The organism is Microvirga sp. M2 (genome assembly GCF_047497095.1).
GTDB lineage: Bacteria > Pseudomonadota > Alphaproteobacteria > Rhizobiales > Beijerinckiaceae > Microvirga.
Map to the genome: position 1 here is coordinate 123,541 of NZ_CP134065.1, position 25,492 is coordinate 149,032.

General features: G+C 60.4%; 18 protein-coding genes and 7 pseudogenes. 17 read left to right on the forward strand and 8 right to left on the reverse strand.

Features of this window, described 5'->3' with window-relative positions:
* Positions 1–52 precede the first annotated feature (52 nt).
* Positions 53–715, forward strand: coding sequence for an NADPH-dependent F420 reductase (locus tag RE429_RS29195; protein WP_414476315.1), 663 nt, complete (start codon positions 53–55; stop codon positions 713–715).
* Positions 716–777: 62 nt separating this feature from the next.
* Here the strand turns inward: RE429_RS29195 and RE429_RS29200 are convergent.
* Positions 778–1,251: pseudogene (locus tag RE429_RS29200) on the reverse strand (DUF6635 family protein).
* A gap of 387 nt (positions 1,252–1,638) precedes the next feature.
* On the opposite strand from RE429_RS29200, the gene queC reads away from it, so the two are divergent.
* The 4 genes from queC (at position 1,639) to RE429_RS29220 (ending at position 7,079) form a co-directional block, all read left to right on the forward strand.
* The gene (gene queC / locus RE429_RS29205) at positions 1,639–2,349 is read left to right on the forward strand and encodes a 7-cyano-7-deazaguanine synthase QueC (protein WP_414476316.1); all 711 of its coding nucleotides are present in this window, start codon (positions 1,639–1,641) and stop codon (positions 2,347–2,349) included.
* 42 nt (positions 2,350–2,391) lie between these two features.
* Positions 2,392–2,958: a VUT family protein gene (locus tag RE429_RS29210; RefSeq protein WP_414476317.1), complete on the forward strand. Its 567-nt coding sequence runs from the start codon at positions 2,392–2,394 to the stop codon at positions 2,956–2,958.
* Positions 2,959–3,338: 380 nt separating this feature from the next.
* Positions 3,339–5,837, forward strand: coding sequence for an excinuclease ABC subunit UvrA (gene uvrA / locus RE429_RS29215; protein WP_414476318.1), 2,499 nt, complete (start codon positions 3,339–3,341; stop codon positions 5,835–5,837).
* An 819-nt stretch (positions 5,838–6,656) separates the two neighbouring features.
* Positions 6,657–7,079, forward strand: a complete 423-nt coding sequence (locus RE429_RS29220; RefSeq protein ID WP_414476319.1) for a hypothetical protein — start codon at positions 6,657–6,659, stop codon at positions 7,077–7,079.
* Here RE429_RS29220 and RE429_RS29225 read toward each other — a convergent pair.
* Positions 7,044–7,556 (reverse strand): annotated as a pseudogene (locus RE429_RS29225) (IS6 family transposase); the annotation flags it as partial. The gene RE429_RS29220 and the pseudogene RE429_RS29225 sit on opposite strands and share 36 nt — an antisense overlap.
* Positions 7,557–7,736: 180 nt before the next feature.
* On the reverse strand, positions 7,737–7,940 hold the full coding sequence (locus RE429_RS29230) for a hypothetical protein (RefSeq protein ID WP_414476320.1): 204 nt from the start codon (positions 7,938–7,940) through the stop codon (positions 7,737–7,739).
* 181 nt (positions 7,941–8,121) lie between these two features.
* Between RE429_RS29230 and RE429_RS29235 the strand changes: the two are divergent.
* From RE429_RS29235 to RE429_RS29250, 4 genes and pseudogenes are all read left to right on the forward strand, one after another.
* A pseudogene (locus RE429_RS29235) lies at positions 8,122–9,157 on the forward strand (IS110 family transposase).
* A gap of 526 nt (positions 9,158–9,683) precedes the next feature.
* Positions 9,684–9,959, forward strand: a complete 276-nt coding sequence (locus RE429_RS29240) for a type II toxin-antitoxin system RelB/DinJ family antitoxin (protein ID WP_414476321.1) — start codon at positions 9,684–9,686, stop codon at positions 9,957–9,959.
* A gap of 18 nt (positions 9,960–9,977) precedes the next feature.
* Positions 9,978–10,289, forward strand: coding sequence for a type II toxin-antitoxin system YafQ family toxin (locus RE429_RS29245; protein ID WP_414476323.1), 312 nt, complete (start codon positions 9,978–9,980; stop codon positions 10,287–10,289).
* Positions 10,290–10,720: 431 nt separating this feature from the next.
* Positions 10,721–11,269, forward strand: a pseudogene (locus RE429_RS29250) (IS110 family transposase); the annotation flags it as partial.
* Between the two features lie 25 nt (positions 11,270–11,294).
* Here the strand turns inward: RE429_RS29250 and RE429_RS29255 are convergent.
* A pseudogene (locus RE429_RS29255) lies at positions 11,295–11,564 on the reverse strand (IS3 family transposase); the annotation flags it as partial.
* Between the two features lie 7 nt (positions 11,565–11,571).
* A pseudogene (locus RE429_RS29260) lies at positions 11,572–12,453 on the reverse strand (IS30 family transposase); the annotation flags it as partial.
* Positions 12,454–12,683: 230 nt separating this feature from the next.
* Between RE429_RS29260 and istA the strand changes: the two are divergent.
* The gene (istA, locus tag RE429_RS29265) at positions 12,684–14,165 is read left to right on the forward strand and encodes an IS21 family transposase (RefSeq protein WP_414476324.1); all 1,482 of its coding nucleotides are present in this window, start codon (positions 12,684–12,686) and stop codon (positions 14,163–14,165) included.
* Entirely contained in the window at positions 14,162–14,971 is an 810-nt protein-coding gene (istB, locus tag RE429_RS29270; protein WP_414476325.1) for an IS21-like element helper ATPase IstB, read from the forward strand. Before istA ends, istB begins: the two co-directional genes overlap by 4 nt.
* 110 nt (positions 14,972–15,081) lie before the next feature.
* Here istB and RE429_RS29275 read toward each other — a convergent pair.
* Positions 15,082–15,339: pseudogene (locus RE429_RS29275) on the reverse strand (IS6 family transposase); the annotation flags it as partial.
* Between the two features lie 143 nt (positions 15,340–15,482).
* Here RE429_RS29275 and RE429_RS29280 point away from each other — a divergent pair.
* Positions 15,483–16,514 (forward strand): IS110 family transposase, encoded by a 1,032-nt coding sequence (locus RE429_RS29280; RefSeq protein WP_414476485.1) that lies wholly within the window; start codon positions 15,483–15,485, stop codon positions 16,512–16,514.
* Positions 16,515–16,977: 463 nt separating this feature from the next.
* Here the strand turns inward: RE429_RS29280 and RE429_RS29285 are convergent, their stop codons facing one another.
* Positions 16,978–17,871: a LysR family transcriptional regulator gene (locus RE429_RS29285; RefSeq protein WP_414476326.1), complete on the reverse strand. Its 894-nt coding sequence runs from the start codon at positions 17,869–17,871 to the stop codon at positions 16,978–16,980.
* A 581-nt stretch (positions 17,872–18,452) separates the two neighbouring features.
* Positions 18,453–19,679 carry a hydantoinase/carbamoylase family amidase gene (locus tag RE429_RS29290; RefSeq protein ID WP_414476327.1) on the reverse strand — a complete coding sequence of 409 codons (1,227 nt, stop codon included), beginning with the start codon at positions 19,677–19,679 and terminating at the stop codon, positions 18,453–18,455.
* 599 nt (positions 19,680–20,278) lie between these two features.
* Between RE429_RS29290 and RE429_RS29295 the strand changes: the two genes are divergently transcribed.
* The 5 genes from RE429_RS29295 (at position 20,279) to RE429_RS29315 (ending at position 25,482) form a co-directional block, all read left to right on the forward strand.
* Positions 20,279–21,379 (forward strand): sugar ABC transporter substrate-binding protein, encoded by a 1,101-nt coding sequence (locus tag RE429_RS29295; protein WP_414476328.1) that lies wholly within the window; start codon positions 20,279–20,281, stop codon positions 21,377–21,379.
* Positions 21,379–22,953 carry a sugar ABC transporter ATP-binding protein gene (locus tag RE429_RS29300; RefSeq protein WP_414476329.1) on the forward strand — a complete coding sequence of 525 codons (1,575 nt, stop codon included), beginning with the start codon at positions 21,379–21,381 and terminating at the stop codon, positions 22,951–22,953. Before RE429_RS29295 ends, RE429_RS29300 begins: the two co-directional genes overlap by 1 nt.
* 53 nt (positions 22,954–23,006) lie before the next feature.
* Positions 23,007–23,978, forward strand: coding sequence for an ABC transporter permease (locus RE429_RS29305; RefSeq protein ID WP_414476330.1), 972 nt, complete (start codon positions 23,007–23,009; stop codon positions 23,976–23,978).
* Positions 23,979–24,039: 61 nt separating this feature from the next.
* The gene (locus RE429_RS29310) at positions 24,040–24,396 is read left to right on the forward strand and encodes a RidA family protein (RefSeq protein ID WP_414476331.1); all 357 of its coding nucleotides are present in this window, start codon (positions 24,040–24,042) and stop codon (positions 24,394–24,396) included.
* A gap of 15 nt (positions 24,397–24,411) precedes the next feature.
* Positions 24,412–25,482, forward strand: coding sequence for an Ldh family oxidoreductase (locus RE429_RS29315; RefSeq protein ID WP_414476332.1), 1,071 nt, complete (start codon positions 24,412–24,414; stop codon positions 25,480–25,482).
* The last annotated feature ends 10 nt before the right edge of the window (positions 25,483–25,492 follow it).

Genomic DNA, 25,492 nt, shown 5'->3' on the forward strand with positions numbered 1-25,492 from the left:
CCTTCGCGCGAACCCGCACAGGTCGGAGAACCGCAGTCCAAGGGAGGCAGACATGAAGATCGGCATCATCGGCGCAGGCAACATCGGCGGCAACCTGACCCGTCGCTTCACCACGCTCGGGCACGAGGTCTCGGTGGCCAACTCCCGCGGACCTGAGACGCTCGCCTCATTGGTGCAGGAGACCGGCGCCAAGGCGGTTTCGGTCGCGGAGGCCGTCCGCGACCAAGCTGTCATCGTCGTCACGATCCCGGAAAAGAACATCCCCGACCTGCCAGCGGGATTGTTCGACGGTGTCGGTCCTGACGTCGTCGTCATCGACACCGGCAACTACTATCCGCAGCAGCGTGATGGTCGCATCGAGGAGATCGAGAATGGCATGCCGGAGAGCCGCTGGGTCGAGCGGCAGCTGGGCCGTCCGGTGATCAAGGCATTCAACAACATCTATGCCCGGCACCTGCTCGAGCGCGGTCAGCCGCGAGGCGCCCCCGGCCGTATTGCCCTGCCGGTTGCAGGGGACGATCCGAAGGCCAAGGCAGTCGTGCTTCAACTCGTCGACGAACTCGGGTTCGACGGCGTTGATGCCGGGGGACTGGACGAATCCTGGCGGCAGCAGCCGGGGACACCTGTGTACGGGACCGACCATGATGCCGAGGGCGTCCGACACGCCCTGGGGGAGGCCAGCCCGGAGCGTACGCCGGAATGGCGCGCCAAGTAAGGCTGCAAAGTCCGCTGCCTGTTTTCACGAGGGGGCGCCGCTGTGTCGTTGGGTCCGGCCCCCTATGCTTTCGCGAGTCGATAGGCGCCGCCCAGAAGATCAATGAGGTCGAGCAATCGTGCCACGTAAGGATCGCAGGCGGTAAAACCCGATCCTTCCCGCTCCGCTTGCCACTGACGTTTTAGGGCATCGATTAGGCGCAGCAGACGGCGCTGATGCAGCCCCAGCTTCCGCTGTGCCGGGTGGGCGAGGATGCTGGCAAAGGCTGCCGCGATGGAGCTGACCGCCAGGAGCCCACCGGCCACGCCGACCAGGACCGAAGAAGCGGCAGCCGGGAACACGCCCTACCACACCCTCCCCACGCTGGCTCCCAGCGGGAGAGAGGCGACCGCGGCCTGCTGCGTCAGCGCCGCCGCGAGGGCTGATCCGCGCGTCATGACGCTGGGGGTAGCCTGCTTCACGACGACGGCACCGGTCCCAACCGTGGGCAAAGCGGTGATAATCCCGGCGGCCCGCGTGCCGGCGTAGGTCTCCATGGCCGCTTCAAGCCGATGCCGGAAGAATTTTCTCGCGGGAGTTCTTTCGGTCTCGGCCACGTCTCATCATTCATCACTCTTGCCTGAAGCGCCCAGCCGGAAGTCCATTGGTCATATCAGCGCCTATTCCGCCGGGGTCAACAAGGGCATTCCCCCGCGGCTGAGGGTCTCGGCGCGATCCTGTCACGAAATCGAGGTCTGGTTGAGGAGGAGTCTGTGGTGGAATGTATTCTCGTTGACACCTGCACCCGCATTGGTCCTTATGCCGTGACGCAGATGGGGTGAGGGCTTGGTAAAGCCACGCGTTCACGTCTTCCATTTGCTCAACGTTCATCGGCACGTGAGCCGATCCGGTCGCAGCCTACCCGGTCAAAACAAGGAGCTCTGGTGAAGACTCTCATCATCTGTTCCGGCGGATTAGACTCCGTCACGCTCGCGCACAAGGTTGCGGCTGAGCAAACCCTCACGCGCCTCGTGTCCTTCGACTATGGCCAGCGCCACAGGAAGGAACTGGCCTCGGCCCATGCCTGCGCCGTGCGGCTGAGCGTGCCGCACGACATCATTGACATCTCCGCCATCGGGCGCCTCCTGACTGGATCAGCTCTCACCAGCGGAGAACCAGTGCCGGAGGGCCACTATGCGGAAGACACTATGCGGATCACTGTAGTGCCCAACCGCAACGCCATCATGCTGGCGATTGCCTTCGGCGTGGCAGCGGCCGAGCAGGCCGAGGCGGTGGCGGCCGCGGTGCATGGCGGCGACCACTTCATCTACCCGGATTGCCGTCCCGACTTCGTCGAGAGCTTCGACATCATGCAGCGCCATGCGCTGGAGGGTTTGGCGAACGTCACCCTCTACACGCCCTTCGTGCGGCAGAGCAAAGCCGACATCGTGCGTGAAGGTGCCCGGCTGGGTGTGCCCTTTGCTGATACCTGGTCCTGCTACCAGGGTGGTGAGCGGCATTGCGGGCGCTGCGGCACCTGTGTTGAGCGGCGAGAGGCGTTCCATCTCGCGGGCGTAGCGGATCCAACCTCGTACGAAGACCCGGACTACTGGATCGAGGCTTGCCGCGAGCATCAGGCCAATTTGGCCTCCTAGGTTCGGCTAAGGATCATCATCGTTTCTTTGGAAGTTACACACATGACCTCTGATCTTCGTCGCCGCATTGAGGGCATTGCATTCCTTGTGGGCTTTACCGCCTGCATCCCGGCCGCCAACTGGCTCGTCGGCCATGTCGGAACCGTCTGTGTTCCGGACGGCCCCTGCCTGATCCCCGTGGCGCCAGGTCTGGCGGCCCCCAGCGGTGTGCTGGTGGTCGGCCTTGCTCTCGTGCTGCGGGATCTGGTGCAGCGGCGTCTGGGGCGGTACTGGGCGCTGGCTGCCATCGGGGTAGGGGCAATCCTCTCGGTAGTCTTTGCCCCCCCGGCGCTTATCCTCGCCTCGACGGCAGCTTTTCTGCTGTCCGAACTGGCGGATCTGGGCGTCTACACGCCATTGCAGCAGCGGGGTCTGATCCTAGCGGTGCTCGCGAGCAGTGTTGTAGGGCTGGTTATCGACAGCGCGGTGTTCCTGTTCCTAGCCTTCGGGAGCCTTGAGTTCCTGCTGCCGCAGATCATCGGCAAAGCTTGGATGGCGCTGCTGAGCATCCCGGTCATGGCGTGGCTGCGCGAGCGCGACGCGCGGATCGGCATGCCTGTGTGCACCTGACCTGCACGAGGCACTGCGAGATCGAGGATAGGCCAAGTCGTCTTTGGCACTGGGTCGAACTAGCGCGAACGTCAGCTCAAGGAGGAAACACCAGACCTTCGGAAAGGGCCGCGGACTTCGCAGTGTAATCTCGAGGCGGCCCTTGATGATTGTCAGTTAACGAGCGCCGCATTCCGGACCTGTCGCTCCGGCAGCATCTGCCCGAGTGGCCAGCCTATTTCCAGTGACTATCCATCGCGAGGCTCCACGCGCAGAAGTGGAAGTTATTCCTCTGGCGGGAGCGTTGGATCACCCTAGATGTTCGCGGATCCGACATTTCATCAGGCTGTCCGATGCAGAAAGATGTTGAGCCCACTTCACCGACGGCTGTGCAGGAACGAATGGGATTTGTCCGTGTCCGTGGGGCCCGCGAGCACAATCTCAAGAACATCGATCTTGAGATCCCGCGCGATGCTCTGGTTGTTTTCACGGGCGTGTCCGGCTCCGGAAAGTCTTCGCTGGCCTTCGGAACCCTTTATGCCGAGGCGCAACGGCGATATCTCGAGTCGGTGTCGCCCTATGCCAGGCGACTGTTCCACCAGATGCCCGTTCCGGATGTCGACGATGTCGATGGTCTGCCGCCTGCCGTCGCGCTGCAGCAGCAGCGCGGTTCACCGACCACGCGCTCCTCGGTGGGCAGCGTCACAACCTTGTCCAACCTGCTGCGCATGCTCTACTCCCGGGCAGGTGACTATCCGCGTGGGCAGTCGATCCTCTATGCCGAGTCGTTCTCGCCCAATACGCCCGAGGGGGCCTGTCCCCAGTGCCATGGGCTCGGCCGGGTCTATGAGGTCACCGAGCGATCGATGGTGCCAGATGACACCCTGACCATTCGCGAGCGGGCAATAGCCGCCTGGCCGACCGCCTGGCATGGCCAGAACCTGCGCGATATTGCGACCACGCTCGGCTTCGACGTGGATCGGCCCTGGCGGGACCTGCCCAAGAAGGACCGGAACTGGCTTCTTTTCACCGATGAGCAGCCGACCGTTCCCGTCTATCCAGGGTACACTCAAGCGGAGGTTCGGCGCGCGCTCAAGCGCACGGAGGAGCCAGCCTATCAGGGCACATTCACGAGCGCCAAGCGCCACGTGCTGCACACCTTCGCCAACACGCAGAGTCCATTGATGAAACGGCGCGTAGCGCAGTACATGGTGAGCGCTGAATGCCCGCTCTGCCACGGCAAGCGCCTTCGGCCCGAGTCCCTGTCCGTCACGTTTGCGGGACTGGACATCGCCGACATCTCCAGTCTGCCACTCGTCCGTCTCGCCGATATCTTCCGACCCTATGCGGACGGAACCGCCTCGCGGCTGGCAGAGATCGAGGCGAAGCATCCGGAAAAGGCGGTGGTCGCTCAGCGCATCGCGCAGGATCTTGTCGCCCGGCTCAGTGTCATGCTCGATCTCGGGCTCGGCTATCTCGCCATCGACCGCAGCACCCCGACCCTTTCGCCCGGCGAGCTCCAGCGGCTGCGGCTGGCCACTCAGGTGCGCTCCAATCTCTTCGGCGTCGTCTATGTGCTCGACGAACCGTCGGCTGGGCTCCATCCGGCGGATACCGAGGCGCTGCTGAAGGCGCTCGGGCAACTGAAGGCATCCGGGAACTCGCAGTTCGTGGTCGAGCATAATCTCGATGTCATCCGTCATGCCGACTGGATCGTCGATGTCGGTCCTGGCGCGGGAGAGCAGGGCGGCCGCGTGATCTATAGCGGTCCCCCGGACGGACTCAGCCAGGTCGAGGCCTCGCTGACCCGGCGTTTCCTGTTCGGAGAAAGCTCTCTCCCACCCCGGAAGGTGCGCCCACCGAACGGCTGGCTGCGCCTCGCCGGGGTTACACGCAACAACCTGGACGGGCTCGACGTCGCATTTCCCCTGGGCGTGCTCACGACCGTGACAGGCGTATCCGGCTCAGGCAAGTCGAGCCTGGTGAGCCAGGCATTGGTCGAACTGGTGGCGGATCATCTTGGTCACGATATCCGCGAGCCGGAAGAAGAGGGCGAGGAACTGGAACGGGCAGCGACAACGGCCAGCGAGGGCCGGATCATCAGTGGCATGGAAGGCATCAAGCGCCTGGTGCGGGTCGATCAGAAGCCGATCGGGCGCACGCCACGTTCGAACCTGGCGACCTATACCGGCCTTTTCGATCATGTCCGCAAGCTGTTTGCCGCCACCAAGCAGGCCCGCGCCCGCCGCTACGATGCGGGACGCTTCTCGTTTAACGTCGCCAAGGGCCGCTGCCCGCATTGCGAGGGCGAAGGCTTCGTGATGGTCGAGCTGCTGTTCCTCCCGAGCGTCTACGCCCCATGCCCGACCTGCCACGGCACTCGGTACAATGCCGACACGCTTAAGATCAAATACCGGGACAAATCCATCGCCGACGTGCTCGGAATGACGGTCGATGCAGCCTGGGAGTTTTTCGCCGACGAGCCGCCTTTGCACCGGTCGCTCACGATCGTGCGCGAGGTGGGGCTGGGCTATCTGCGGCTGGGCCAACCCGCGACCGAGCTGTCCGGAGGAGAGGCGCAGCGGATCAAGCTTGCGACCGAGCTTCAACGGATCCAACGCGGCGATACGCTCTACGTCCTCGACGAGCCGACGACCGGACTGCATCCCGCCGATGTGGAGAGGCTCGTGGCTCAGCTCGATGGGCTGGTCGAAGCCGGCAACACGGTCATCGTGGTCGAGCACAACATGCGCGTTGCCGCGAGAAGCGACTGGATCATGGATCTCGGTCCGGGAGCCGGCGACGAGGGCGGGCAGGTGGTTGCATCGGGGCCGCCCGTCGAAGTAGCAAAAGCATCAGGCAGCCGTACGGCGCCTTATTTGTCGCGAACTCTCGTTTGATGCACTTCAAGCCATCAGACGCCTTGGACAAAGGCCGACCCAAAGCGTGACGTTTTCGCAATCCGACTTTGAGATCCAGCGCGATCATACCCCCAATTCATAGGCTTGGCCGAAGCGTGCTGTCATGTCGGTGAGCTTGAACGTTTCCTCGTGGCAAGTTCGGCCATCGCTCCCGCCACTCGCCGGATCAAAGACCTTGGTCCGCTTTAGGAAGCTGACGTTCAGCGAAAGTTCGGAACGTGAGTAATTGACTTCATGTGGACATTCACAATCTATACCTGAGGCAGCGACCGCGGCACACAGCCCGCCGCCTGCTCAAGTCTGGAGCTCACTGGAAGTTCGTCCATCGCGTACTCAGAGTACATGACAACGGTCGGGAGCATGCATCCTGTATCCCGATAGCTCCAGAGGCCTGAATGTTATTTTGGGGATCGCTCCCGGTTGGGACACGGAGGTGGCCGACCCGGCCGCGGTCGAGCGTATCATGGCTGGTCTCGAAACGCGCTACCGTCTCCTGCGCCGGAAAGAGCGCGAGATCGTGGCCTAGCACGAGATGGGCCGAGCCCCGGCTGCGTCTGACTCGGTGCATCGCAGTAACGAGCGGGCGGGAGCGCTGGAGCATAGTCCGGAAACAGACTGTCTAGGCACTAGGAGACCTGGATCAGGGCGTCAAAGGGTGCTGCGGGTATCTGCGATGTATCGTTGTAGGTATGATTGGCCAGGGAAGACGCGTAGGCGTAGTTCCTTTTGGCAAACTGCCCTCACAACCGTAAGGATCTGTCGGAGGGCCGCTCATGATCTGTTTCCAAAGAGAATGAAATGAGCACCGCGGAAGCCTTTCCCGACGGCGGCAGCATGGGTGAACGCGTGCGAACCCACGACTGGGCTGCTACGCCTCTCGGGCCAGCCGAGACTTGGCCGCAGTCGCTCCGCACTGCCTTAAGCATCATGCTGAGCTCCGCCTTTCCCACTTACCTAGCCTGGGGACAGGAACTGACGAGCTTCTACAATGACGCCTACATTCCGATCATGGGTGACAAGCCGAACAGCCTTGGGCGGCCGTTCCCTGAGGTCTGGTCGGAGGTGTGGGACACCATCGGTCCGATCACCGAGCGGGCCATGCGAGGGAAGGCCAGTTACTTTGACGACCGGTTGCGTCGCAAATTTGGAGCAGAGACGCGAAGATGGCCGACGCTCCGTTACAGGTCAGGCGGCAAGCAAATCGAACTGCTCTGCCAGTGAAGGCTGCGGACTGCAGGTATACTTCGCCTGTCCTTTCCGCATCATGTGTACCATCTCAATGCCATCCAAGATCGCCCGAGCGGACGCCATCGATTTGAATCCGAGCATCGGTCGAACCCGCCGCTTAATAGTGCGATGATCCTGTTCGATACGATTGTTGAGGTAGCGACTCTGCCGGATTCGGATTGGCTTCAGTCCGCGTCTTGACCGATCCTGGAGCCGGTCAGTGGTATCGCAAGATAGGATCGCCTCCTGGTTCGTTTGGCTGCCATCGATCACGATCTGCCCGGGCCGGCCGTGGCGCTTGAGCGCCTTGCGCAGGAAATGCTTGGCCGCCGTCAGATTGCGTCGTTCGCTGAACCAGAATTCCACCGTGTCGCCGTTGCTGTCGATGGCCCGATACAAATACCGCCATTGGCCACGCACCTTGATATAAGTTTCGTCGACATGCCACCTTCTGGTGACCGGGCGCTTGCGCCATGACGGCAAACGGACCTACGACGGCACCGTTGCATTAACCTTGGCCTTGTAGCGAACGATGGCTGAACGAGGAGCCATCCTGTTGTCGATCTTCAAGCCGCCTGGATCGAAGGCCTCCCCCGCGTCCTAGCCGTAGGATGGCAACTTGCAGCGCAAGAGGGACCGTTGAGATCCCGGTCAGTCCCCCTTCAGCACCTTATCGGCTTTGGCATTGACCTTCTTCTCGTCAGCCTTTGACATTTTTCCGGCCTTGACCTGCTGAGAGGCCCGCGCCTTCGCATTTCGCGCGTGAGCAGCGTCCTCGACGGGATACTTGTGCCCAGGGAGCGCGAACTTGCTGTCGGGCAACTTGTCGCGTTCCTTCGTGGTGAGTTTCGCCATTTGAGTCTCCTATGAGGACGGAAACGGCAGCCCTTGGCAAAGGTTCATGCTCACGATGCAACAGATGGGGTATTCGGCTTAGCGCCATCTTCATCGACTGTCGGAGGTGCTGCGCTTCAGGCTGATGGTACAACGTGGTCTGGATAGGACCAGCCACAAGCCTCAGTGGGAGAAGCGCAGCATGAAGCATTATGCCGGCCTCGATGTCTCGGTCAAAGAGACTTCTTTGTGCATTCTGGACGAGACGGGCAAGGTGTCGCGAACTGAAGGTGACCAGCCATCCAGACGACCTGGTTCAGGTGCTCCGGGATCCAGCCTGGCGGCTCGAGCGGGTCGGGCTCGAAGCCGGCCCATTGTCTCAATGGCTCTACAGCGGGCTGGCCGCGGCGGGATTGCCGGTCATCTGCATCGAGACACGCCACACCAAGGCGTTCCTGAAGGCGCAGGTGAACAAGACCGACCGCAACGATGCTCGCGGCATTGCTCAGATGATGCGCGTCAACCTGTTCCGGTCCGTCCATGTGAAGACCCTGGCGAGCCAGCACCGCAGGGCTCTGCTGACCGCCCGTAAGTTGCTGCAGGAGAAAGCCATTGCCATCGAGAATGACATCCGCGGGCTGCTGCGCAACTTCGGGCTCAAGGTCGGGGTCATTGGCAAGATCAGGTTCGAGGACCGGATCCGCGAGCTCGTGGCCGACCTACCGGAACTGGCTGAAATCATGGCCTGCCTGCTCGAAGCCCATCAGAGCCTGCGGGAGCGCTTTGCTACTCTTCACCGCAAAGTGTTGGCGACCGTCCGGGACGATGACGTCTGCCGGCGCTTGATGACCATTCCCGGTGTCGGTCCCGTGGTATCTCTGGCCTTTAGCGCCACGATCGACATTCCGGCGCGGTTCAAGAATTCCAAGGCCGTTGGCCCAGCTCTCGGGCTCACGCCGGTTCTCAACCAGTCCGGCGAGAGCAATCGGATCGGGCGCGTCTCTTTGTGCGGCGACGCCATGATGCGAGCGCTGCTCTATGAGGCCGCTCAGGTGCTGCTGACCCGGGTGCAGAAATGGTCCTGGCTGAAGGCCTGGGCCATGAATGTGGCCCGCCGGCGCGGCCTGCAAAAGGCCATCGTGGCTCTGGCACGCCGGTTGGCTGTGATCATGCACCGCCTCTGGAGCGACGGCACCGAGTTCCACTGGACGCGGGAGAGCACCGTGACAGCCGCCTGATCACTCACCGCAACAATCTATCACGCGAACAGAAGGATCGACGAGTTCCGCCAGCCGGTGGAGAGACGTCCCTCGCGGGACGATGGATGAGGTGAGTTCGCTAGGGCACTTGTGTCGGTCGCGTTTTGCGCGATCAGAACGCGCAACAGATTGGGCTGCCTCGTTCTTCTGATCCCATACTGGGAGAGCCACAGAGCTGATCCCGAAGAGAAGCAAGGGCCCGCAAGTGACGTCAAACATCGGGAATGTGGAAGGCCTGAAAGCGCTTGACCTCAAACCGCCGCATAGAGAAGCCTCCTATGCCGCACCCTGTGGGCCTTCCCAACCCCTCGAGGCGACACCCACACCCCACCAGCCGCGACCATCCCCACAATGAAAGCGTGAAGGGCTAATCCTCGGGGAGCCGTCCTCACTGACGGATGATGGTGCAGATGGTCAGGAAGGAACTCGCTGGCCGGGGATGGGTTAGGCCCTTGACTGTATCTCAATTGAGATACATATAGGGCGAGCTAGCAAGGAGCTTGATATGGCTGCTACCAAAATGATCCACGTCCGGGTCGATGACGACATTCGGGAAGAGGCTTCTGCCGTTCTCGGGTCGCTTGGCCTTTCCGTCTCTGAGGCCGTCCGGGTGTTCCTTCACCGGGTTGCCGCAACCCACAGCTTCCCGCTCGAGCTCAAGGTGCCCAACGAGGAGACCCAGGCCGCAATCGAGGAGGCTCGTGCGATGAGGAAGGCCCGCAAGGCGCGTTTTGCGACACCGGACGAGCTCTTCGAAAGCCTCGGCGGAAGCAAGAAGTAAGCGCCGAGAGGAGCCATCTTGAAGAAATCGAGCGACGAGAGGCGGGCACCGCTCCCGAGGGCATCGGACTACACCAAGCAATTCAAGAAGGACTGGGACCGATACTACAAGGCCGGAAAGGTGGACATGAACCGCGCCACCGAGCTGATGACGTTGCTCATCCTGAAGAAGCCGCTCGGCGCGGAATGGGCCGACCACGAGCTTTCCGGCGAATGGAAAGGGACGCGGGAGGCGCATATCGGAGGCGACTTCCTCCTCATGTACACCGCCGATGACGACTCTATCGAGTTCGTCAGGCTCGGGACGCACTCGGAGTTGTTCGGCCGATAGGCTCCAGCTCCCCAGGACGACCAAGGAACCCACCCTCGCGGTGGATTTTTCTTTTCATGAGAGTCTTCCCGTCGGTTCGCCATTGCGCCGACAGAGTTTTGCCTACACGCTTTCACTGTGGGGCTAGCCCACGAAGGAGGAGTGAGCGCATGAACCAGTCAGCGCAGGAGAAGTCGGACGGGTTCCCGTTCAAGGAGTTTGTGGTCTTACAGGTCTTGGCGGTGGCGTTCCCCCGCTATTCGCGGCCTTCGCACGGCAGCACGCCTGGTTCTTCGATCCCATCATGGCGTTCATGTCCGATCCGTTCGGCCTCACCACGGTCCTGAACCAGTTCGCCAGATCGTTCGAGGGCTCTGATGAGGTGGACGCCCCCAACGGCCTCGGTGTGCCACAGTGGAGGTGTTGAAGAGCACCACTTGAGGGAGGCGTCCATGAGAGAGGTTAGTACGATTGGGTTGGATCTGGCGAAGAGCGTGTTCCAGGTACACGGCGCCGATGCATCGGGAGCGGTCTTGTTCCGCAAGAAGCTGCGGCGGCACCAGGTGCTCACCTTCTTTGCTGGCCAACCGCCCTGCACGGTGGCCATGGAGGCCTGTGGCAGCGCCCACCATTGGGCCCGCGAGATCGGCCGCCTCGGGCATGCGGTCCGGCTGATCCCACCCGCTTATGTGAAGCCCTTTGTGAAGCGCCAGAAGAACGATGCGACGGATGCCGAGGCGATCTGCGAGGCGGCCCAGCGCCCGACCATGCGCTTTGTGGCGCCCAAGAGTGAGGAAGACCAGGCTGCAGCTCTCGTGTTCCGGGCCCGCGATCTCCTGGTCAGGCAACGCACCCAGATCATCAATGCCCTGCGGGGACATCTGACGGAATTCGGCATCGTGGTGGCGAAAGGACCCGCTCACGTTCCGCACCTCGTGCGAACTGTTGAGGATCTGGACGGACCAATCCCGGAACTCGCGCGACCAGTTCTCCAGATGATCTTCCCCCGATTGAGTGGACACCGGGTTAGCTCGCTGTCCGCTCGGCCTGTTCGGGCGTGAGATACCCGAGAGCCGAATGAATGCGCTGCCGATTGTAGTAGCCCTCGATGTAGCTGAACAGGTCGCGCCGCGCCTCTTCGCGGGTCGCCCAGCTCCGCTGATGGACCAGCTCGACCTTCAAGGAATGGAAGAACGACTCCATCGGGGCATTGTCGTAGCAGCAAGCCGTTCGGCTCATTGACGCCTTCGCCTTCATCAGAGCCAGTTGTTGGGCGTAGGCCTCGGCCGCGTATTGGACAGATTCAAACGGTCGTCGCAACATGGATTCTGTTGATCTCCCGCAGCCATTCGTCAAGCGCCTCTGCAGGGGTTTTCCAGCCCAACGTCTTTCTCGGCCTTGCGTTGAGGGCGGCCGCCACCGCCGCAATCTCCTCCGCGCTGTGCGCGCTCAGATCAGTGCCTTTCGGGAAGTACTGACGCAGCAGCCCGTTCGTGTTCTCGTTGGTACCACGCTGCCATGGGCTTTGCGGATCGCAAAAGTAGACCTGGACGCCCGCATCGATCTTGAGACGGGCATGCTGAGCCATCTCGGCGCCCTGATCCCAGGTCAGGGATCGGCGCAGCTCTTCGGGTAAGGTGATGATGGTGCGCGTGATTGCGTCGCGTACAGCCTCGGCCCCATGGCCAGCCAGCGCAGGCCCGTTCTTGATGCGCGGCCAATCACCGTGGCCTGCCAAACGGGGAAGATGAAGCAGCATCGTGAAGCGGGTTGTGCGCTCGACCAGAGTGCCAATCGCCGAGCTGCCAAGGCCCAGGATAAGGTCTCCTTCCCAATGACCTGGCACCGCCCGATCGGCCGCTTCGGCAGGACGCTGGCTGATCATGATCTCGGGTGAGACAAAACTCTTGCCGCGCCGGCGGACGCGTGCCCGCGGCACCCGCAACACCCGCCCGGTTCGCAAGCAGGCCGTGAGTTCGCGGCGCAGCGCTCCTTTGCCTTGGACGAAGAGGGCCTGATAGATCGCTTCGTGGCTGATGCGCATGGTCTCGTCGTCCGGAAAGTCGATCGGCAGGCGTCGGGCAATCTGCTCCGGGCTCCAGGCTCTGGCCCACCGCCGATCCTGTCGCTTGCCATGCCGGCGGCTCTTCCAGGCGACAGTAGGACCGGGAACGGAAACACCGTTCTGCCGCGCGGCGATCAGGCTGGAAGTTGAGCGGCAATCATCTTGAGAGGTGACGCCGCTGCCGCTCCGCAGGGAGGGCCGAGGCCCGACCGGAGGGGCGGCAGCGGCGACGGCACGATCCGTCAGGACCGCGCCGTCTGGCTGTCGTGGCCGACCGGATAAGGATTGGAGTTCTTCACGTCCAATGAGGAACACAGCCTTTGCCCGGCCGCCACATCACCGACTGCCAGATGAGACTCTACATGAAGCTTCGTCACACCGACACCACCCCGATCGCCGCCGCCAAGGCCGGCTTCAGTCCCTCCACCGGCTATCGCATCGACAAGGACCCGCGTCTGCCCTCGCAGAAGAAGGCCCCACGCGGGCGCCGGCGCCCCGATCCGCTTCAGGCCGTCTGGGACAGCGAGATCGTCCCGCTGCTGCAAGCCGCCCCGAGCCTGCGCCCCGTGGCTCTCTTCGAGGAGATCGTCCGCCGCCATCCCGAGCTCGGCACCGGCATCCGCCGCACCCTCGAGCGCCGTGTCCGCGCCTGGCGCGCCCTGCACGGCCCCGAGCAGGAGGTCATCTTCCGCCAGGTGCACGAGCTCGGACGCATGGGGCTGTCCGACTTCACCGACATGGCTGATCTGGCCATCACCATCGCCGGCCAGCCGCTCGATCACCGGCTCTATCACTTCCGGCTCGCCTATTCCGGCTTCGAGCATGCCCATGTGGTGCTCGGCGGCGAGAGCTATGTCGCTCTCGCCGAGGGGCTGCAGAACGCCCTCTGGGCCTTGGGTGGGGCTCCCCGCGAACACCGCAGCGACAGCCTCTCGGCTGCCTTCCGCAACCTCGATCGCGACGCCCGCGAGGACCTGACCCGGCGCTATGATGCCCTGTGCACCCATTACGGCATGGAGCCGAGCCGCAACAATACGGGCATTGCCCACGAGAACGGCGCCATCGAGAGCGTGCATGGACACCTCAAGAAGGTGATCGAGGATGCCCTGCTGCTGCGCGGCTCACGCGACTTTGCCGATCTTTTGGCCTACCGCCGCTTCATCGACGAGGTGATCGGTCGCCGCAATGCCCGCGTGGCGCCGCAGATCGCGGTCGAGCGCGCTGCCCTGCAGGAGCTGCCGGACCGGCGCACCGCCGATTACGAGGATGCCATCGTCACCGTGACCTCGACCAGCGGCTTCGTCCTGCGCAAGGTGTTCTACAGCGTGCCCTCGCGCCTGATCGGCCACCGGCTCCGCGTGCGGCTCTTTGATGATCGCCTCGAGGTTTATCTCGGCGGCACGCATCAGTTCACACTGCCGCGCGGGCGGGCTCATCCCGACGGCAAACACGGGCATGTGGTCGATTACCGGCACGTGATCCACTCGCTCAGACGCAAGCCCATGGCCCTGATGGGGCTGGTCTACCGCGACCAGCTGTTTCCCCGGCAAGCCTATACCCGCGCGTTTGAGGCGATGATGGGCCAGCTTCCCGTCCGGACCGCCTGCCGCACCATGGTCGACCTGCTCGCCTTGGCGCACGAGCGCGCCTGCGAGGCCGAACTCGCCGCGCGCCTCGATGCAGATCTCGATGCCGGCCGGCTGCCGGATCTCAAGAGCTTGCGCGTGCTCTTCAGTCCGGATGCCGGTGCGGTGCCCGACATTGTGGTCTCTCATGTGCCGCTCAGCGCCTACGAGGAACTCGCCCGCGTGCATCAGGGAGAGGTCGCATGACGAGTCCCGATGCCATCGATGTCGGTCGCCTGACCCTGGCGCTCAACGACCTGCGGCTTCCCGCCATCAAGACGATCTGGCCGGACTTCGCCGCCCGTGCCGACAAGGAAGGCTGGCCGGCGGCCCGCTTCCTGGCGGCTCTGGCCGAACACGAGATGGCCGAGCGCGCCAGCCGGCGCATCCAGCGCCATCTCGACGAGGCCCGTCTTCCGCCCGGCAAGACCCTCGACAGCTTCGACTTCTCCGCAGTGCCGATGATCAGCAAGGCGCAGGTGATGGCGCTGGCGGCCGGTGACAGCTGGCTCGAGAAGGGCGCCAATTTGCTGATGTTCGGCCCGCCGGGCGGGGGCAAGTCGCATCTGGCGGCCGCTCTGGGCCTGGCCCTGGTGGAGAATGGCTGGCGGGTGCTGTTCACCCGCACCACCGATCTGGTGCAGAAGCTGCAGACGGCTCGGCGGGATCTGCAGCTCGAGGCGGCGATTGCCAAACTCGACAAGTATCATCTGCTGATCCTCGATGACCTCGCCTATGTCAGCAAGGATCAGGCCGAAACCAGCGTCATCTTTGAACTGATCGGCGCCCGGTACGAGCGTCGCTCGCTCTTGATAACGGCCAATCAGCCCTTTGGAGCCTGGAACTCGGTCTTTCCGGATCAAGCGATGACGCTCGCCGCGGTGGATCGCCTGGTGCACCACGCGACGATCTTCGAGATGAATGTCGAGAGCTATCGCCGCAGAGCCGCTATTGAGCGCAAGCGTGGACCAGGTCGTCCGCCGACGCGCGCGACAATCAAAACCTCATCCTGATTGACGCCCACAGCGACAATCAAGAAAGCGCTTGCATCTCTGTCGCGGCGCGACAATCATCGTTATGCCGCGACAGCAAATCACCATTCTGATCGCCGCGCTCCTCTGATCCAGATCGTCGCGCAATAAACATAGGTCTCATCCACTCGCCACGACCCGGAACGAGATCCCTGGAAGCGGCGGACCCTCTTCTCGATTTCTGGCGCGTAGCGCTGCACCCATCGGAAGATCGTGCTTGGATGGACGCTGACACCGCGCTCAGACATCATTTCGGCTAGATCGCGATAGCTGATCCCGTACTTGCAGTACCACCGCACGCACAGCAGGATGATCTCAACTGGAAAGCGGCGGCGTTTGAACAGAGACAACAGGGTGGCTCCTCAGATGGCCGCCACTCCCTATACCGCCAAGGTTAATGCAACATGGGGTTATTCCGGGCCTGGTGCCCTTCGACGGCAAAGTAAGGTCTGATGCGATCAGGCCAAACTGGAAGCCAACGGAGAGTATCCTCATGAAGCAGTATGTCGGGTTGGACGTCTCGCTCGAGCAGACCGCCGTCTGTATTGTCGACGAGCAAGGGAAGGCACTCTGGCGTGGCAAATGCGCCTCGACGCCAGAGGCCATTGCCGCAGTCATCAAAGCGAGAGCCCCGTATGTGGAGCGGATTGGCCTGGAAAGCGGCCCGTTGTCGACCTGGCACTGGCATGAGTTGAAGAAGCGCGGCTTGCCTGTGATCTGCCTGGATGCGCGCCATGCCAAGGCAGCGCTGTCGCTGCAGGTGAACAAGACCGACCCGAATGATGCGCTTGGGTTGGCGCAGATCGTGCGCACGGGCTGGTACCGGGAGGTCACGGTCAAGAGCCTCGACAGCCAAGTGATCCGCAGCTTTCTCAGCTCACGCGCCCGTCTGGTCGAGGTGCGTGTGGACCTGATCAACCAGATCCGAGGCATGCTCAAGCCCTTTGGTCTGGTCGCTGGCAAGGGAGGCCGTCAGTCCTTCATCGACCGCGTGCGCGAACTGGTGGCCGATGGGCCCCTGAAGGATGCGGTTGAGGCCCTCCTGACAGCCTTGCAGGAGGTCAGCCGGCAAATCGGCATCCTCTCCCGTCGCCTCAGGGGGCTGGCGCGCCAGGATCAGGCGGCCCGACGCCTGATGACGGCTCCCGGTGTCGGCTCTCTGGTCGCGTTGGCCTATATCAGTGTCATCGACACACCAGACCGGTTCTCGAGCTCGTCCAGTGTAGGGGCTTACCTGGGCCTGACCCCACGACGGTATCAGTCAGGCGAGATCGACCGGAGCGGTCGGATCTCCAAGTGCGGCGATCCGCTCCTCCGAACCTACCTCTTTGAGGCGGCGGGCATCATTCTCAACCGGGTCTCGCGCTGGTCGCCGATCAAGGCCTGGGGGACGCGGCTTGCCAGGAAGGTCGGTGGAAAGAAGGCCATGGTGGCGGTCGCCCGTAAGCTGTCGGTCATCCTCCACAGGATGTGGCACGATGGCACCGACTTCCGCTGGTCCAACAAGGAGGGGCTGCCGGCATGAGATTGTAGCTCACGAGATCCGCCGCCTGGCGGAGTGATGTCCCTTGTCGGGACGAGGCAGCAGCCATCGCGTGGGCACCGTTGCGGCCTGAGACCTGAACCTCAGGGAGCAGATTGACCGCGTATGCAACATGGCGAGGCTGAGGCTTCCGACCCCATCATGCGGCGGTGTCTGCCGACCGCGGAGAGAACCATGACCCGACAGGTGACATCAGCCGAACTGACGGAAAGGGCCGCTCAAAGGGCTTGACCAGAATCCCCGGAATAAGAGAACGGTGCCGTCGCGGCGGCATAAGCCGTCGCAGCTGAGGGGCTGTTGGGGCGTGGGAAGATCGAAGGAGAGAGATGGCGCAACGGTCACGAGACGGGATCAGGAAAACCAACTTTGCGACAGGTGCTTCAAGCACGTGGTTCTGATTTGGACCTGATCCGCGAACTTCCATCCGGGTCTGCGGCGTATTGAGTCAGTCCGCAGGCGTTCTTGTAAACGTTGATACATTCAGCGCCACACTCTCAACAGCAAGATGGACAAGGGTTGGCTCTGTCAAAGGCCTGATGACAAAATGTTCCATCGGAGCGGCTTCAGGAGCGCACGAAATCAAAACTAAGTTACCTTTAGCGAGATCGTCTTCGTAGATAGGTAGAGGCAAGAAAGCTACGCCTATATTTGCAGAAACAAGCCTCTTCGCAATTACAAATGTGTTGCAAATGATTGGTTTTTTGATTCTTAGCTGATTAGACGTTGCCCACTCAAGAAGGGTGCCACGGAAATTTTGCTCTCTAGATGTTACCACAAGAGGCAAATCTCCAATATCCTTCGCCGTCACTTGGCGTGGAACATCTAAGTCCGGACTACACATCCACCGGAATGGGATTTCGCCAACCGAAGTGTGTGCAAAGCGCGCCTTGGACATCGAACATGGAGCCAATATCACATCCAAGTTGCCACTATAAAGCTTTTCTTCAAGTATATGGGAAAGAGCAACCTCTACTTCTACCTGGATTCCGGGAAAATCCTTTCCAAGATTATGGATCAGGTCAGCCAGCCAGGTCATGGCAATCGTTTCGACTACGCCGAGTCTAACGTAGCCGGAGACCGTCCCTTGCCCTTGCTTAAAGCCCGTCATCTTCTCAGCTGCGTCGAGCATCTGTTCTGCGATGGGTAACAGGTGAAAACCATCCGAGGTGAGCTTTGCGGCTCTCTGCGATCTATCAAAGAGCTTCGTTCCGAGGCCTGCCTCAAGCTCCTGTATTCGCATTGAAACAGCAGAGTGCGTTGCATTGAGCTTCTGGGCAGCCTTTGTAAAACTGCCGAGACGCGCAGCCCAATAGAATGTCTCAACTTGTTTGAGGCGCATAGCACATCTCACTTGGCACATGAAAAGTCCGAGCGTGGCGACGAGATGTTGAACGAGCGTTGATTAAGACGCTCCAATCAAGCAGCCACACTACCTTTAAACTCAACATGCATTATGAATCAATCGAGCCTCCGATCTCGGGTGCCCGCCCACGCGGTGCCGCGTACCACTGAGCCACAGGGAAGGCACTCCTTCGCTCAAGTAACAAAACCGTTGATTGTGTTGCATTACTTGGTTGAGTGGTTCCGGTTCGCTTAGCGGTCCTCGAGCTATTCCCCGGTTTCATGGTTTGGATAGGTTGCAATCCATCCAGTGGGAAAATACCCGCGCGCAGCTATCCCATCCGGCGGCGAGAATGAAAGCGCTGCCAGGCAGGCAATCACTCATGCGTACGTGGCTGAGAGGCAGATAACCCAAAGTTCGGCCACCGTTCGAGGTAGCGTTCAGAATCCGTGACCTCGGTTGGGAAGGGCGGGGGATCGAAAATCTTCCATTCGATCCCCAAATCAACCGCGATCGGACACGGCGACCACGCCGAGCGACGCGCGATCCAAATACCTGACGCCGTCGAATAGGCGACGTTAGACAGCCGCTTCCTTCAGAATGCTCCCGGCAGCGGAGGCAAATATTCTGCCGCCGAGAATGATATCGTCGTCTGACGTATTCTCCGTCCAATGGTGACTGATCCCACCAATGCTGGGAACGAAGAGCATGCTCGCTGAGAGACGTTTTGCGAAAATCTGGGCATCGTGCATCGCACCGCTCGGCATGCGAACTGCCTTGCCCGGAGCAAACCGCTCGGCTGCGGCTTCAAGGTGATTCTGGAGCGATGGATCCATAACTTTGGGCACGGCCTTATCCACGATGTGAAGCTCGTACTCACAGGGGCCCGCCGCATTCAGCTTCTCAATCAGACCGACGAGCTCACGCTCAAACCGCTCCAACTGCACAAGACTTTCGTCCCGGAACTGGAACAACATTTCGGCTCCTCCTGGGATGATGGACGGAGCCCCCGGGTCGAGTTCGATTTTGCCGACGGTCCAGACAGACCGCTCGCCCGCAATTTGCGGAAACCGCTCCTCAATCATCGCGAACAGTCGCATAAGAGCGACACCGGCGTCCTTTCGAGCCACCATGCGGGTTGCGCCGGCATGATTTTGTTGCCCTTTGACGGTGATTCTGTATTGCCAAAGTCCAACGATACTGGTGACGATCCCAGCCTTCAGATCGTGACTGTCCAGATAGTCTCCTTGTTCGATATGAGCTTCAAGGTATCCGACATACCTTGAAGGATCGATCAGCTCACGCGGACGTCCTTCAAGACCTACCCGACGCAGCGCGTCGCGAAGCGGCTCTCGAGTGTCCTTATTCCGCGCCACGTCGATCTCATGGTCTGCAAGATCGTCGCAGAATGAGCGGCTTCCGAGAAACTGGAGGTAGTGGCATTCTTCGTCAGACCAAGCCCCGACATCAACAGCAAATGGTAAGCCTTGTTCGTGGATGCTCTGCGCCAATTCCAATCCGTAAATAACTCCTAGAATCCCATCGAGCCAGCCAGCATAATTTTGCGATTCTGAGTGAGATCCGACCAAAAGGACCGGCCCGTTATTGCTCGACCTGCCAATGACATTCGCAACGCCGTCGATGGAGGCGGAAAGCCCGGCTTGTTCCATCCGTTGGATCAACCACGCGCGTGCGTCCATGTCCTGAGAGGAAAACGTCGGCCGATGAACCCCTGTTTTATAAGCGCCGAATTGCGCAACCTCCCGTAACGTCGCAATGAGTCTGTCGCCATTGATCTGGACCATGTCAGATGCTTCCCAAATTAAGTCGTAATGTCCTTAGCCCGGCGCACCTTGTTGCTCGATGGCGCCGCTGCTAGAATGTTTTGACCAGCACTCGCTGACAAACGGAATATTCTGACACCCTGAGTTCAATAGATTTGATCATTCCTACGAACCGACAGTCCTTCGCCAAAGACAAGTCCGAACGCCATAAGCGGTCCGCTGATCGAGCACCCGCAGACGTGCTGATTGAAGCAGTGACTGCCGCAGATCGCCCTCCAAGATTGGCGCGACGCCATTAGCATTGCGAAGGAAGCCCGCTCTTAGAATCTGACGGCACTTTCACCCACCAAATGCCGGAACCCGCAGCGGCCACGCTGCGGAGGAGACCCTTACTCTGCTTAGGGAGCGAACGACATTGCTCTCTGATCTGGCAGGGGCAAGAGCACCAGTCCTGCATGCGCCAGGCGCTGAATCTCGTTCAAAGAGGCGGGGACTCTTCACAAATTTAGACACTTCCAGTTCAAATCAATTCACTTGTCCAAGTTTCTTTCTAGCATCATCGTTCGAGGTAGGCGCCGGTAAGAAATAACCATGGAGCGCTCGGTCAAAGGTGGGAAAATATGGACAAGCACGTCAAACACGCCGTACTATCTGCGATATGCCTCGCTGCATTCTGTGTTGGATCCTCTAGTGCAAATGCGCTCGATCTAGAGACGATCAAGGCTGAAATTGCCGCTCACCAAAAGATTCCAGAGTTCTCGGCGCCGGGCGAAGCCTTCGATGCCAAGCAATGCATGAAGGACAAAAAGATCCTTTCGGTCCCATTCTCGAACAGCATCGCATTCGTCAACACGGTTATGGGGGCTATGGAGACGGCCTCCAAGAAGGTTGGCTTCCAGTTCAACCAGTATAAGAACTCGGGGCAGCGTTCTCAGTGGATCCAGGGCATTCAGCACGGTGTGAACCAGAAGTATGACCTTATCGACCTGTTTGCGCCTGACCTCCTGGCACTCGTTCCCCAAGCTGCGGAAGCTCGGAAGGCTGGCATTCCGGTCGTCGCCTCGCACGACGGCGGCTTCGATCAAAAGCGCCCGGAGCCATTTTTCTCGGTGCCAGCCGACTATGAAAAGGCCGGTGAACTCGAGGCCATGTGGGCCATTGCCAAAACCGAAGGCAAAGCCAACGTTCTGGTGATCACGGCCCTCGATTCCTTCTCGTCCGAAGCGATTGTGAAGGGCGTGAAGAAGACGTTCGAGAAGTGTGAGACCTGCAAAGTCGAATATGTGAACGTGGCCGTCGGGGATTGGGCATCGCGCATTCAGCCGCTTGTTCAGGCTGCTCTTTTGCGCAATCCGGAGATGAACTTCATCATTCCGACTTACGACGACATGGCTCGATATGTGGTTCCTGCCGTTGAGCTCACCCAATCAAGCAACCGGGTGAAGATTGCGACGTTCAACGGGACGCCAGCCATTCTCGATCTCGTCCGTCAGGGCAAAATCGATATGGATATTGGTGAGAACCTCGACTGGATCGGGCATGCCGTCATAGACGCGGAAATGCGAATTCTCTGCGGTCTTCCGCACGTCAAGAATCCCAAAATTCCCCTCTATATCTTCGATAAAACGAACGTGGAGAGCGCCGGCGTCCCGGCGAAAGCGTCTGCCGGCTATGGTGACGCCTACGTCGATGGCTACAACAAGCTGTGGAAGCTCCAGTGATGATATTGTCGAAACCGACGGGCGAGGAGCATCCTCGCCCTAACCTGATCATCAAGGGTCTCAGCAAATCCTTCGGCGGGGCCCAGGCTCTTTCAAACGTCGATCTTACCGTAAATTACGGTGAGATCCATGGCCTGTTGGGACAAAACGGTTCCGGCAAATCGACCCTCATTAAGATCCTGAGTGGCTTTCATGCTCCTGACGGCGGCGGCTCCATCGAGTTGGGTGGACGTCAAGTCCCGCTTCCAGTTCCACCCGGGGAGTTCAGCTCGTACGGAATTGCTGTTGTCCACCAAACCCTCAGTCTCGTCCCAAGTTTGTCCGTGACAGAGAACTTGTTCGTCAATCGCTTGGTGCGGCGGTCGAACTGGGCAATCGACTGGACGAAAGCACGGCGCGACACTCGGGACTTACTCGACAAGTATGGTCTTGATATCCATCCGGAATCGCTGATTGCGGACATTCCCCCTGTCGAGAAAGCTCTTGTCGCCATTATCCGCGCGTTCGATGAGTTAGGACAGACGACCCAATCAAGGAATGGCTTGCTAATTCTCGACGAACCAACACCCTTCCTGTCAGCCGCCGATGTTGATCGCCTTTTTGGACTTGTCAGGGCGGTGGCTCAGCAGGGAGCGAGCGTAATCTTCGTGTCCCATGACATCGATGAGGTGAAAACCCTAACCGATCGAGCGACCGTCTTGCGGAACGGTCGCGTTGCCGCGACGCTTGACACCAAATCCAGCTCCCGCGACGAGTTCATTCGAGCGATCATTGGCCGCAGCGTCGAGTTCGGTCAGCACGCCGCAGTGCAACGCTCCGGGCCTCCGGTTTTCACGATCAAGGGGCTGACCGCACCAGGCTTGGCGCCACTCTCGTTAGAGGCAACCCGAGGCGAGGTAATCGGTTTAACGGGCCTCATTGGATCGGGTTATGACAAAGTTCCCTACCTTATTTATGGTGCGGAGCAGGCATCAGGCGGCGAGCTTACGCTCCATGGCACGCGCGCGCCTCTACAAACGTTGACACCCGCTGGCGCAATGTCTTTAGGCATCGCCCTTATTCCTGCGGACCGCCAGAAAGACGGCATCGTTCCGAGCTTTTCTGTCGCCGAAAATCTTGCGCTGCCAGTTCTTGGCACCACGATACCGGCGTGGGCCGTTACCAGCAGGCGAGTTGCGGCGAACGCCGAACCGTTGATTGGCGACTACGATGTACGCCCCGCGGACATGAACCTTCCACTGAGCGCCTTGAGTGGTGGTAATCAGCAAAAAGTCGTCCTCGCCAAGTGGCTGCAGACTCGACCACCCCTCATCTTGCTCGACGAACCGACACAAGGCGTCGACATCGGAGCGCGCGAGCAGATCTTTGGTATGATTGCAAAGGTGGCTCAGGATGGGGCCTGCGTCGTCTGCGCAAGCTCGGATCATGAACAGTTGGCCGCAATCTGCGACCGGGTTTTGGTTTTTGCGCGCGGTCAAGTCGTCAAGAAACTCACCGCCGGCGAGCTTACGAAAGACCAGATTACCGAGAGCTGCTTCCACAGCCTCGAGCTCGACTTGCGCCGTGCCTCCTAGGCAAAATGAATTGGAACTTTGCGATGACAGATATAGCGATAAGAGTTAACTCGATGCCGAGCCATAGACGGAAAAACGCCCTTATCCAGCTTGAACGCTTTGGATTGGTCATCGTTTGGGCTGCCATTACGGCATTGTTTGCAATTTTGCTCCCCAATATCTTTCTGACCTGGCCCAATTTCTCAAGCATGTTTGGTTCCCAGGCTGTGCTGGTGATCCTGACACTTGGGCTGATCATCCCGCTGACTTCTGGCGACATGGACGTTTCAGTGGCGCAGGTCATGACACTATCTGCGATGGTGTTTGCGGTGCTGAACGTAGATCATGGATGGTCGATCTGGCCGGCACTGCTTGCTGCAATTTCAGTTGGCATCGCTGTCGGGATCGTGAACGCGTTTTTCATTCTGTTCTTCAGGATCCACTCGCTGATCGTGACGCTGGGAACAGGTACCTTCCTGCATGGCGTTACTCTCTGGATCAGTGACTCTCGGACGATCAGCGGAATCGATCAGCGCGTGGTCGACGCAGTTCTCACTGTTCGACTGTTCGGCATATCCCTGAGCTTCTATTACGCAATCGTGCTCTGTCTGCTCCTCACGTACCTCCTGGGCTTCACGTCGATCGGGAGAAAGGCGCTGTTTGTCGGGAAAGGCCGGGACGTTGCCCGACTGAGCGGCATTGCCGTTGATCGCGTACGGTTCGTCTCTCTCCTGGCTTCCGGCGCGATCGCTGCGGCCGCAGGGATTGTCTTTGTCGGCACATCTGGAGCAGCGGACCCGAACTCCGGCACGGCATTGCTCCTGCCAGCATTTGCTGCGGCTTACTTGGGCGCGACGACGATCTCTCCCGGTAGGTTCAATCCCATTGGAACCTTCATCGCCGTGTACGCACTTGTGACAGGGATTTCGGGCTTATCTCTGATGGGCATCGACACGTTCGTGCAGGATCTCTTCTACGGCGGAGCCTTGGTGATCGCTGTTGCTCTGTCCCAGCTGGTTCGCGGCCGGCAGGAATCTCTGACCTGATACGCGTAGTCCCTAGATCCCTGACGTCCAACCGACTTTCTCCGTTAAGAAGAGTTTCGATATGATCGACCGCCTGCAAGTGAACGCTCGTATGAGCCAGATCGTCACCTTCCCCTTGTCCGGCACAATGGTGATGTTGGCTGGCCAAGTTGCAACCACCAGGGAGGCTGATACCGAGGTGCAGACGCGGGAGGTGCTCGACAAGATCGACAGTCTTCTGTCCGAAGCGGGAGCGACCAAGGAACAGGTCGTCTCGGCCTGGATATGGCTCAAGGATATAGCGGACTTCGAGATCATGAATTCCGTCTGGGATCAATGGGTCGTCCCGGGGCATGCGCCGGCCCGCGCGTGTGTCGAGGCGAGGCTTGCGCATCCAGACCTAAAGGTGGAGATCCAGGTATTTGCGGTTAAGGCGTAGGCCTTGGAAAATCACATGGTAGATTCAACCTACGAACGGTACAGCGCCGGCGAGCTGATTGCCTTCGGCGCCGGCCTGATGCACCGCGTCGGAGTTCCAGAAGACAGGGCGGATCGAACAGTATCGATACTCGTTGAGGGTGATCTCCTCGGCCACACGACTCATGGGCTGGCCCTCCTGCCGGCGTACCTCGACGAAGTGGTGAAGGGGTCGATGGCGACGGACGTGGATGTCGAGGTCATCAACGACTTCGGAGCAAGTGCCGTGTGGGATGGCAATCGCCTGCCAGGCCCTTGGCTTGTCTCGACCGGGATCGAGCTTGGGCTTGAGCGCGTCAAGCAACATGGCTCCTTTGCGCTCGCTATCCGCCGTAGTCATCATATTGGATGCCTGGCCGCATATCTCACTCTGGCGACCGACCAGGGTTGTGTCGTGATCGTCTCGAGTTCAGATCCGTCTGTTGAGAGCGTCGCGCCGTTCGGTGGAACGGCTCGCATGATTACGCCGAACCCAATTGCCGCAGGCTTCCCTACGAGTGGCCAGCCGATCCTTCTCGATATCAGCATGTCGACGACGACAAATGCGATGGTAACGAGAGCCCATAGGGAAGGCCGAGACCTTCCGTTCCCATGGCTTCTCGACGCACGGGGCAACGCTACGTCCGATCCATCGGTATTCTTCGCTGAGCCCCCCGGCAGCATTCTGCCCCTCGGGGGAAAGGATCTCGGTTACAAGGGCTTTGGATTAGGTCTTCTGATCGAAGCTCTGACATCCGGCTTAGCAGGTCGCGGGCGTGCGGATCCCAAAGAAGGGTGGGGCGCTTCGGTGTTTATCCAGCTTTTTTGCCCAGAGTTCTTTGGGGGAAGCGAAGCGTTTCGGCGGCAAATGGACTTTCTGGTGACGACTGCGCATGCAAGTCCCACCGCAACCGGTCATGAACGGGTTCGGCTTCCCGGCGAGCGTGCCCTTGAACACCGGCATGAACAGTTGCGAGACGGCGTAGCATTGCACCCGAGCATCATGCCGGCCTTACATTCCTGGGCGGGTCGGCTCGGCGTCGAATCCCCAGTCCCCGTTACTATGTGACCATACGTTA

Coding starts and splice junctions, on each gene's coding strand:
- RE429_RS29195 (WP_414476315.1), top strand. CDS start 53: ATGAAGATCGGCATCATCGGCGCAGGCAACATCGGCGGCAACCTGACC.
- RE429_RS29210 (WP_414476317.1), top strand. CDS start 2,392: ATGACCTCTGATCTTCGTCGCCGCATTGAGGGCATTGCATTCCTTGTG.
- uvrA (WP_414476318.1), top strand. CDS start 3,339: ATGGGATTTGTCCGTGTCCGTGGGGCCCGCGAGCACAATCTCAAGAAC.
- RE429_RS29220 (WP_414476319.1), top strand. CDS start 6,657: ATGAGCACCGCGGAAGCCTTTCCCGACGGCGGCAGCATGGGTGAACGC.
- RE429_RS29230 (WP_414476320.1), bottom strand. CDS start 7,940: ATGGCGAAACTCACCACGAAGGAACGCGACAAGTTGCCCGACAGCAAG.
- RE429_RS29240 (WP_414476321.1), top strand. CDS start 9,684: ATGGCTGCTACCAAAATGATCCACGTCCGGGTCGATGACGACATTCGG.
- istA (WP_414476324.1), top strand. CDS start 12,684: ATGAGACTCTACATGAAGCTTCGTCACACCGACACCACCCCGATCGCC.
- istB (WP_414476325.1), top strand. CDS start 14,162: ATGACGAGTCCCGATGCCATCGATGTCGGTCGCCTGACCCTGGCGCTC.
- RE429_RS29280 (WP_414476485.1), top strand. CDS start 15,483: ATGAAGCAGTATGTCGGGTTGGACGTCTCGCTCGAGCAGACCGCCGTC.
- RE429_RS29285 (WP_414476326.1), bottom strand. CDS start 17,871: ATGCGCCTCAAACAAGTTGAGACATTCTATTGGGCTGCGCGTCTCGGC.
- RE429_RS29290 (WP_414476327.1), bottom strand. CDS start 19,679: ATGGTCCAGATCAATGGCGACAGACTCATTGCGACGTTACGGGAGGTT.
- RE429_RS29295 (WP_414476328.1), top strand. CDS start 20,279: ATGGACAAGCACGTCAAACACGCCGTACTATCTGCGATATGCCTCGCT.
- RE429_RS29300 (WP_414476329.1), top strand. CDS start 21,379: ATGATATTGTCGAAACCGACGGGCGAGGAGCATCCTCGCCCTAACCTG.
- RE429_RS29305 (WP_414476330.1), top strand. CDS start 23,007: ATGCCGAGCCATAGACGGAAAAACGCCCTTATCCAGCTTGAACGCTTT.
- RE429_RS29310 (WP_414476331.1), top strand. CDS start 24,040: ATGATCGACCGCCTGCAAGTGAACGCTCGTATGAGCCAGATCGTCACC.
- RE429_RS29315 (WP_414476332.1), top strand. CDS start 24,412: ATGGTAGATTCAACCTACGAACGGTACAGCGCCGGCGAGCTGATTGCC.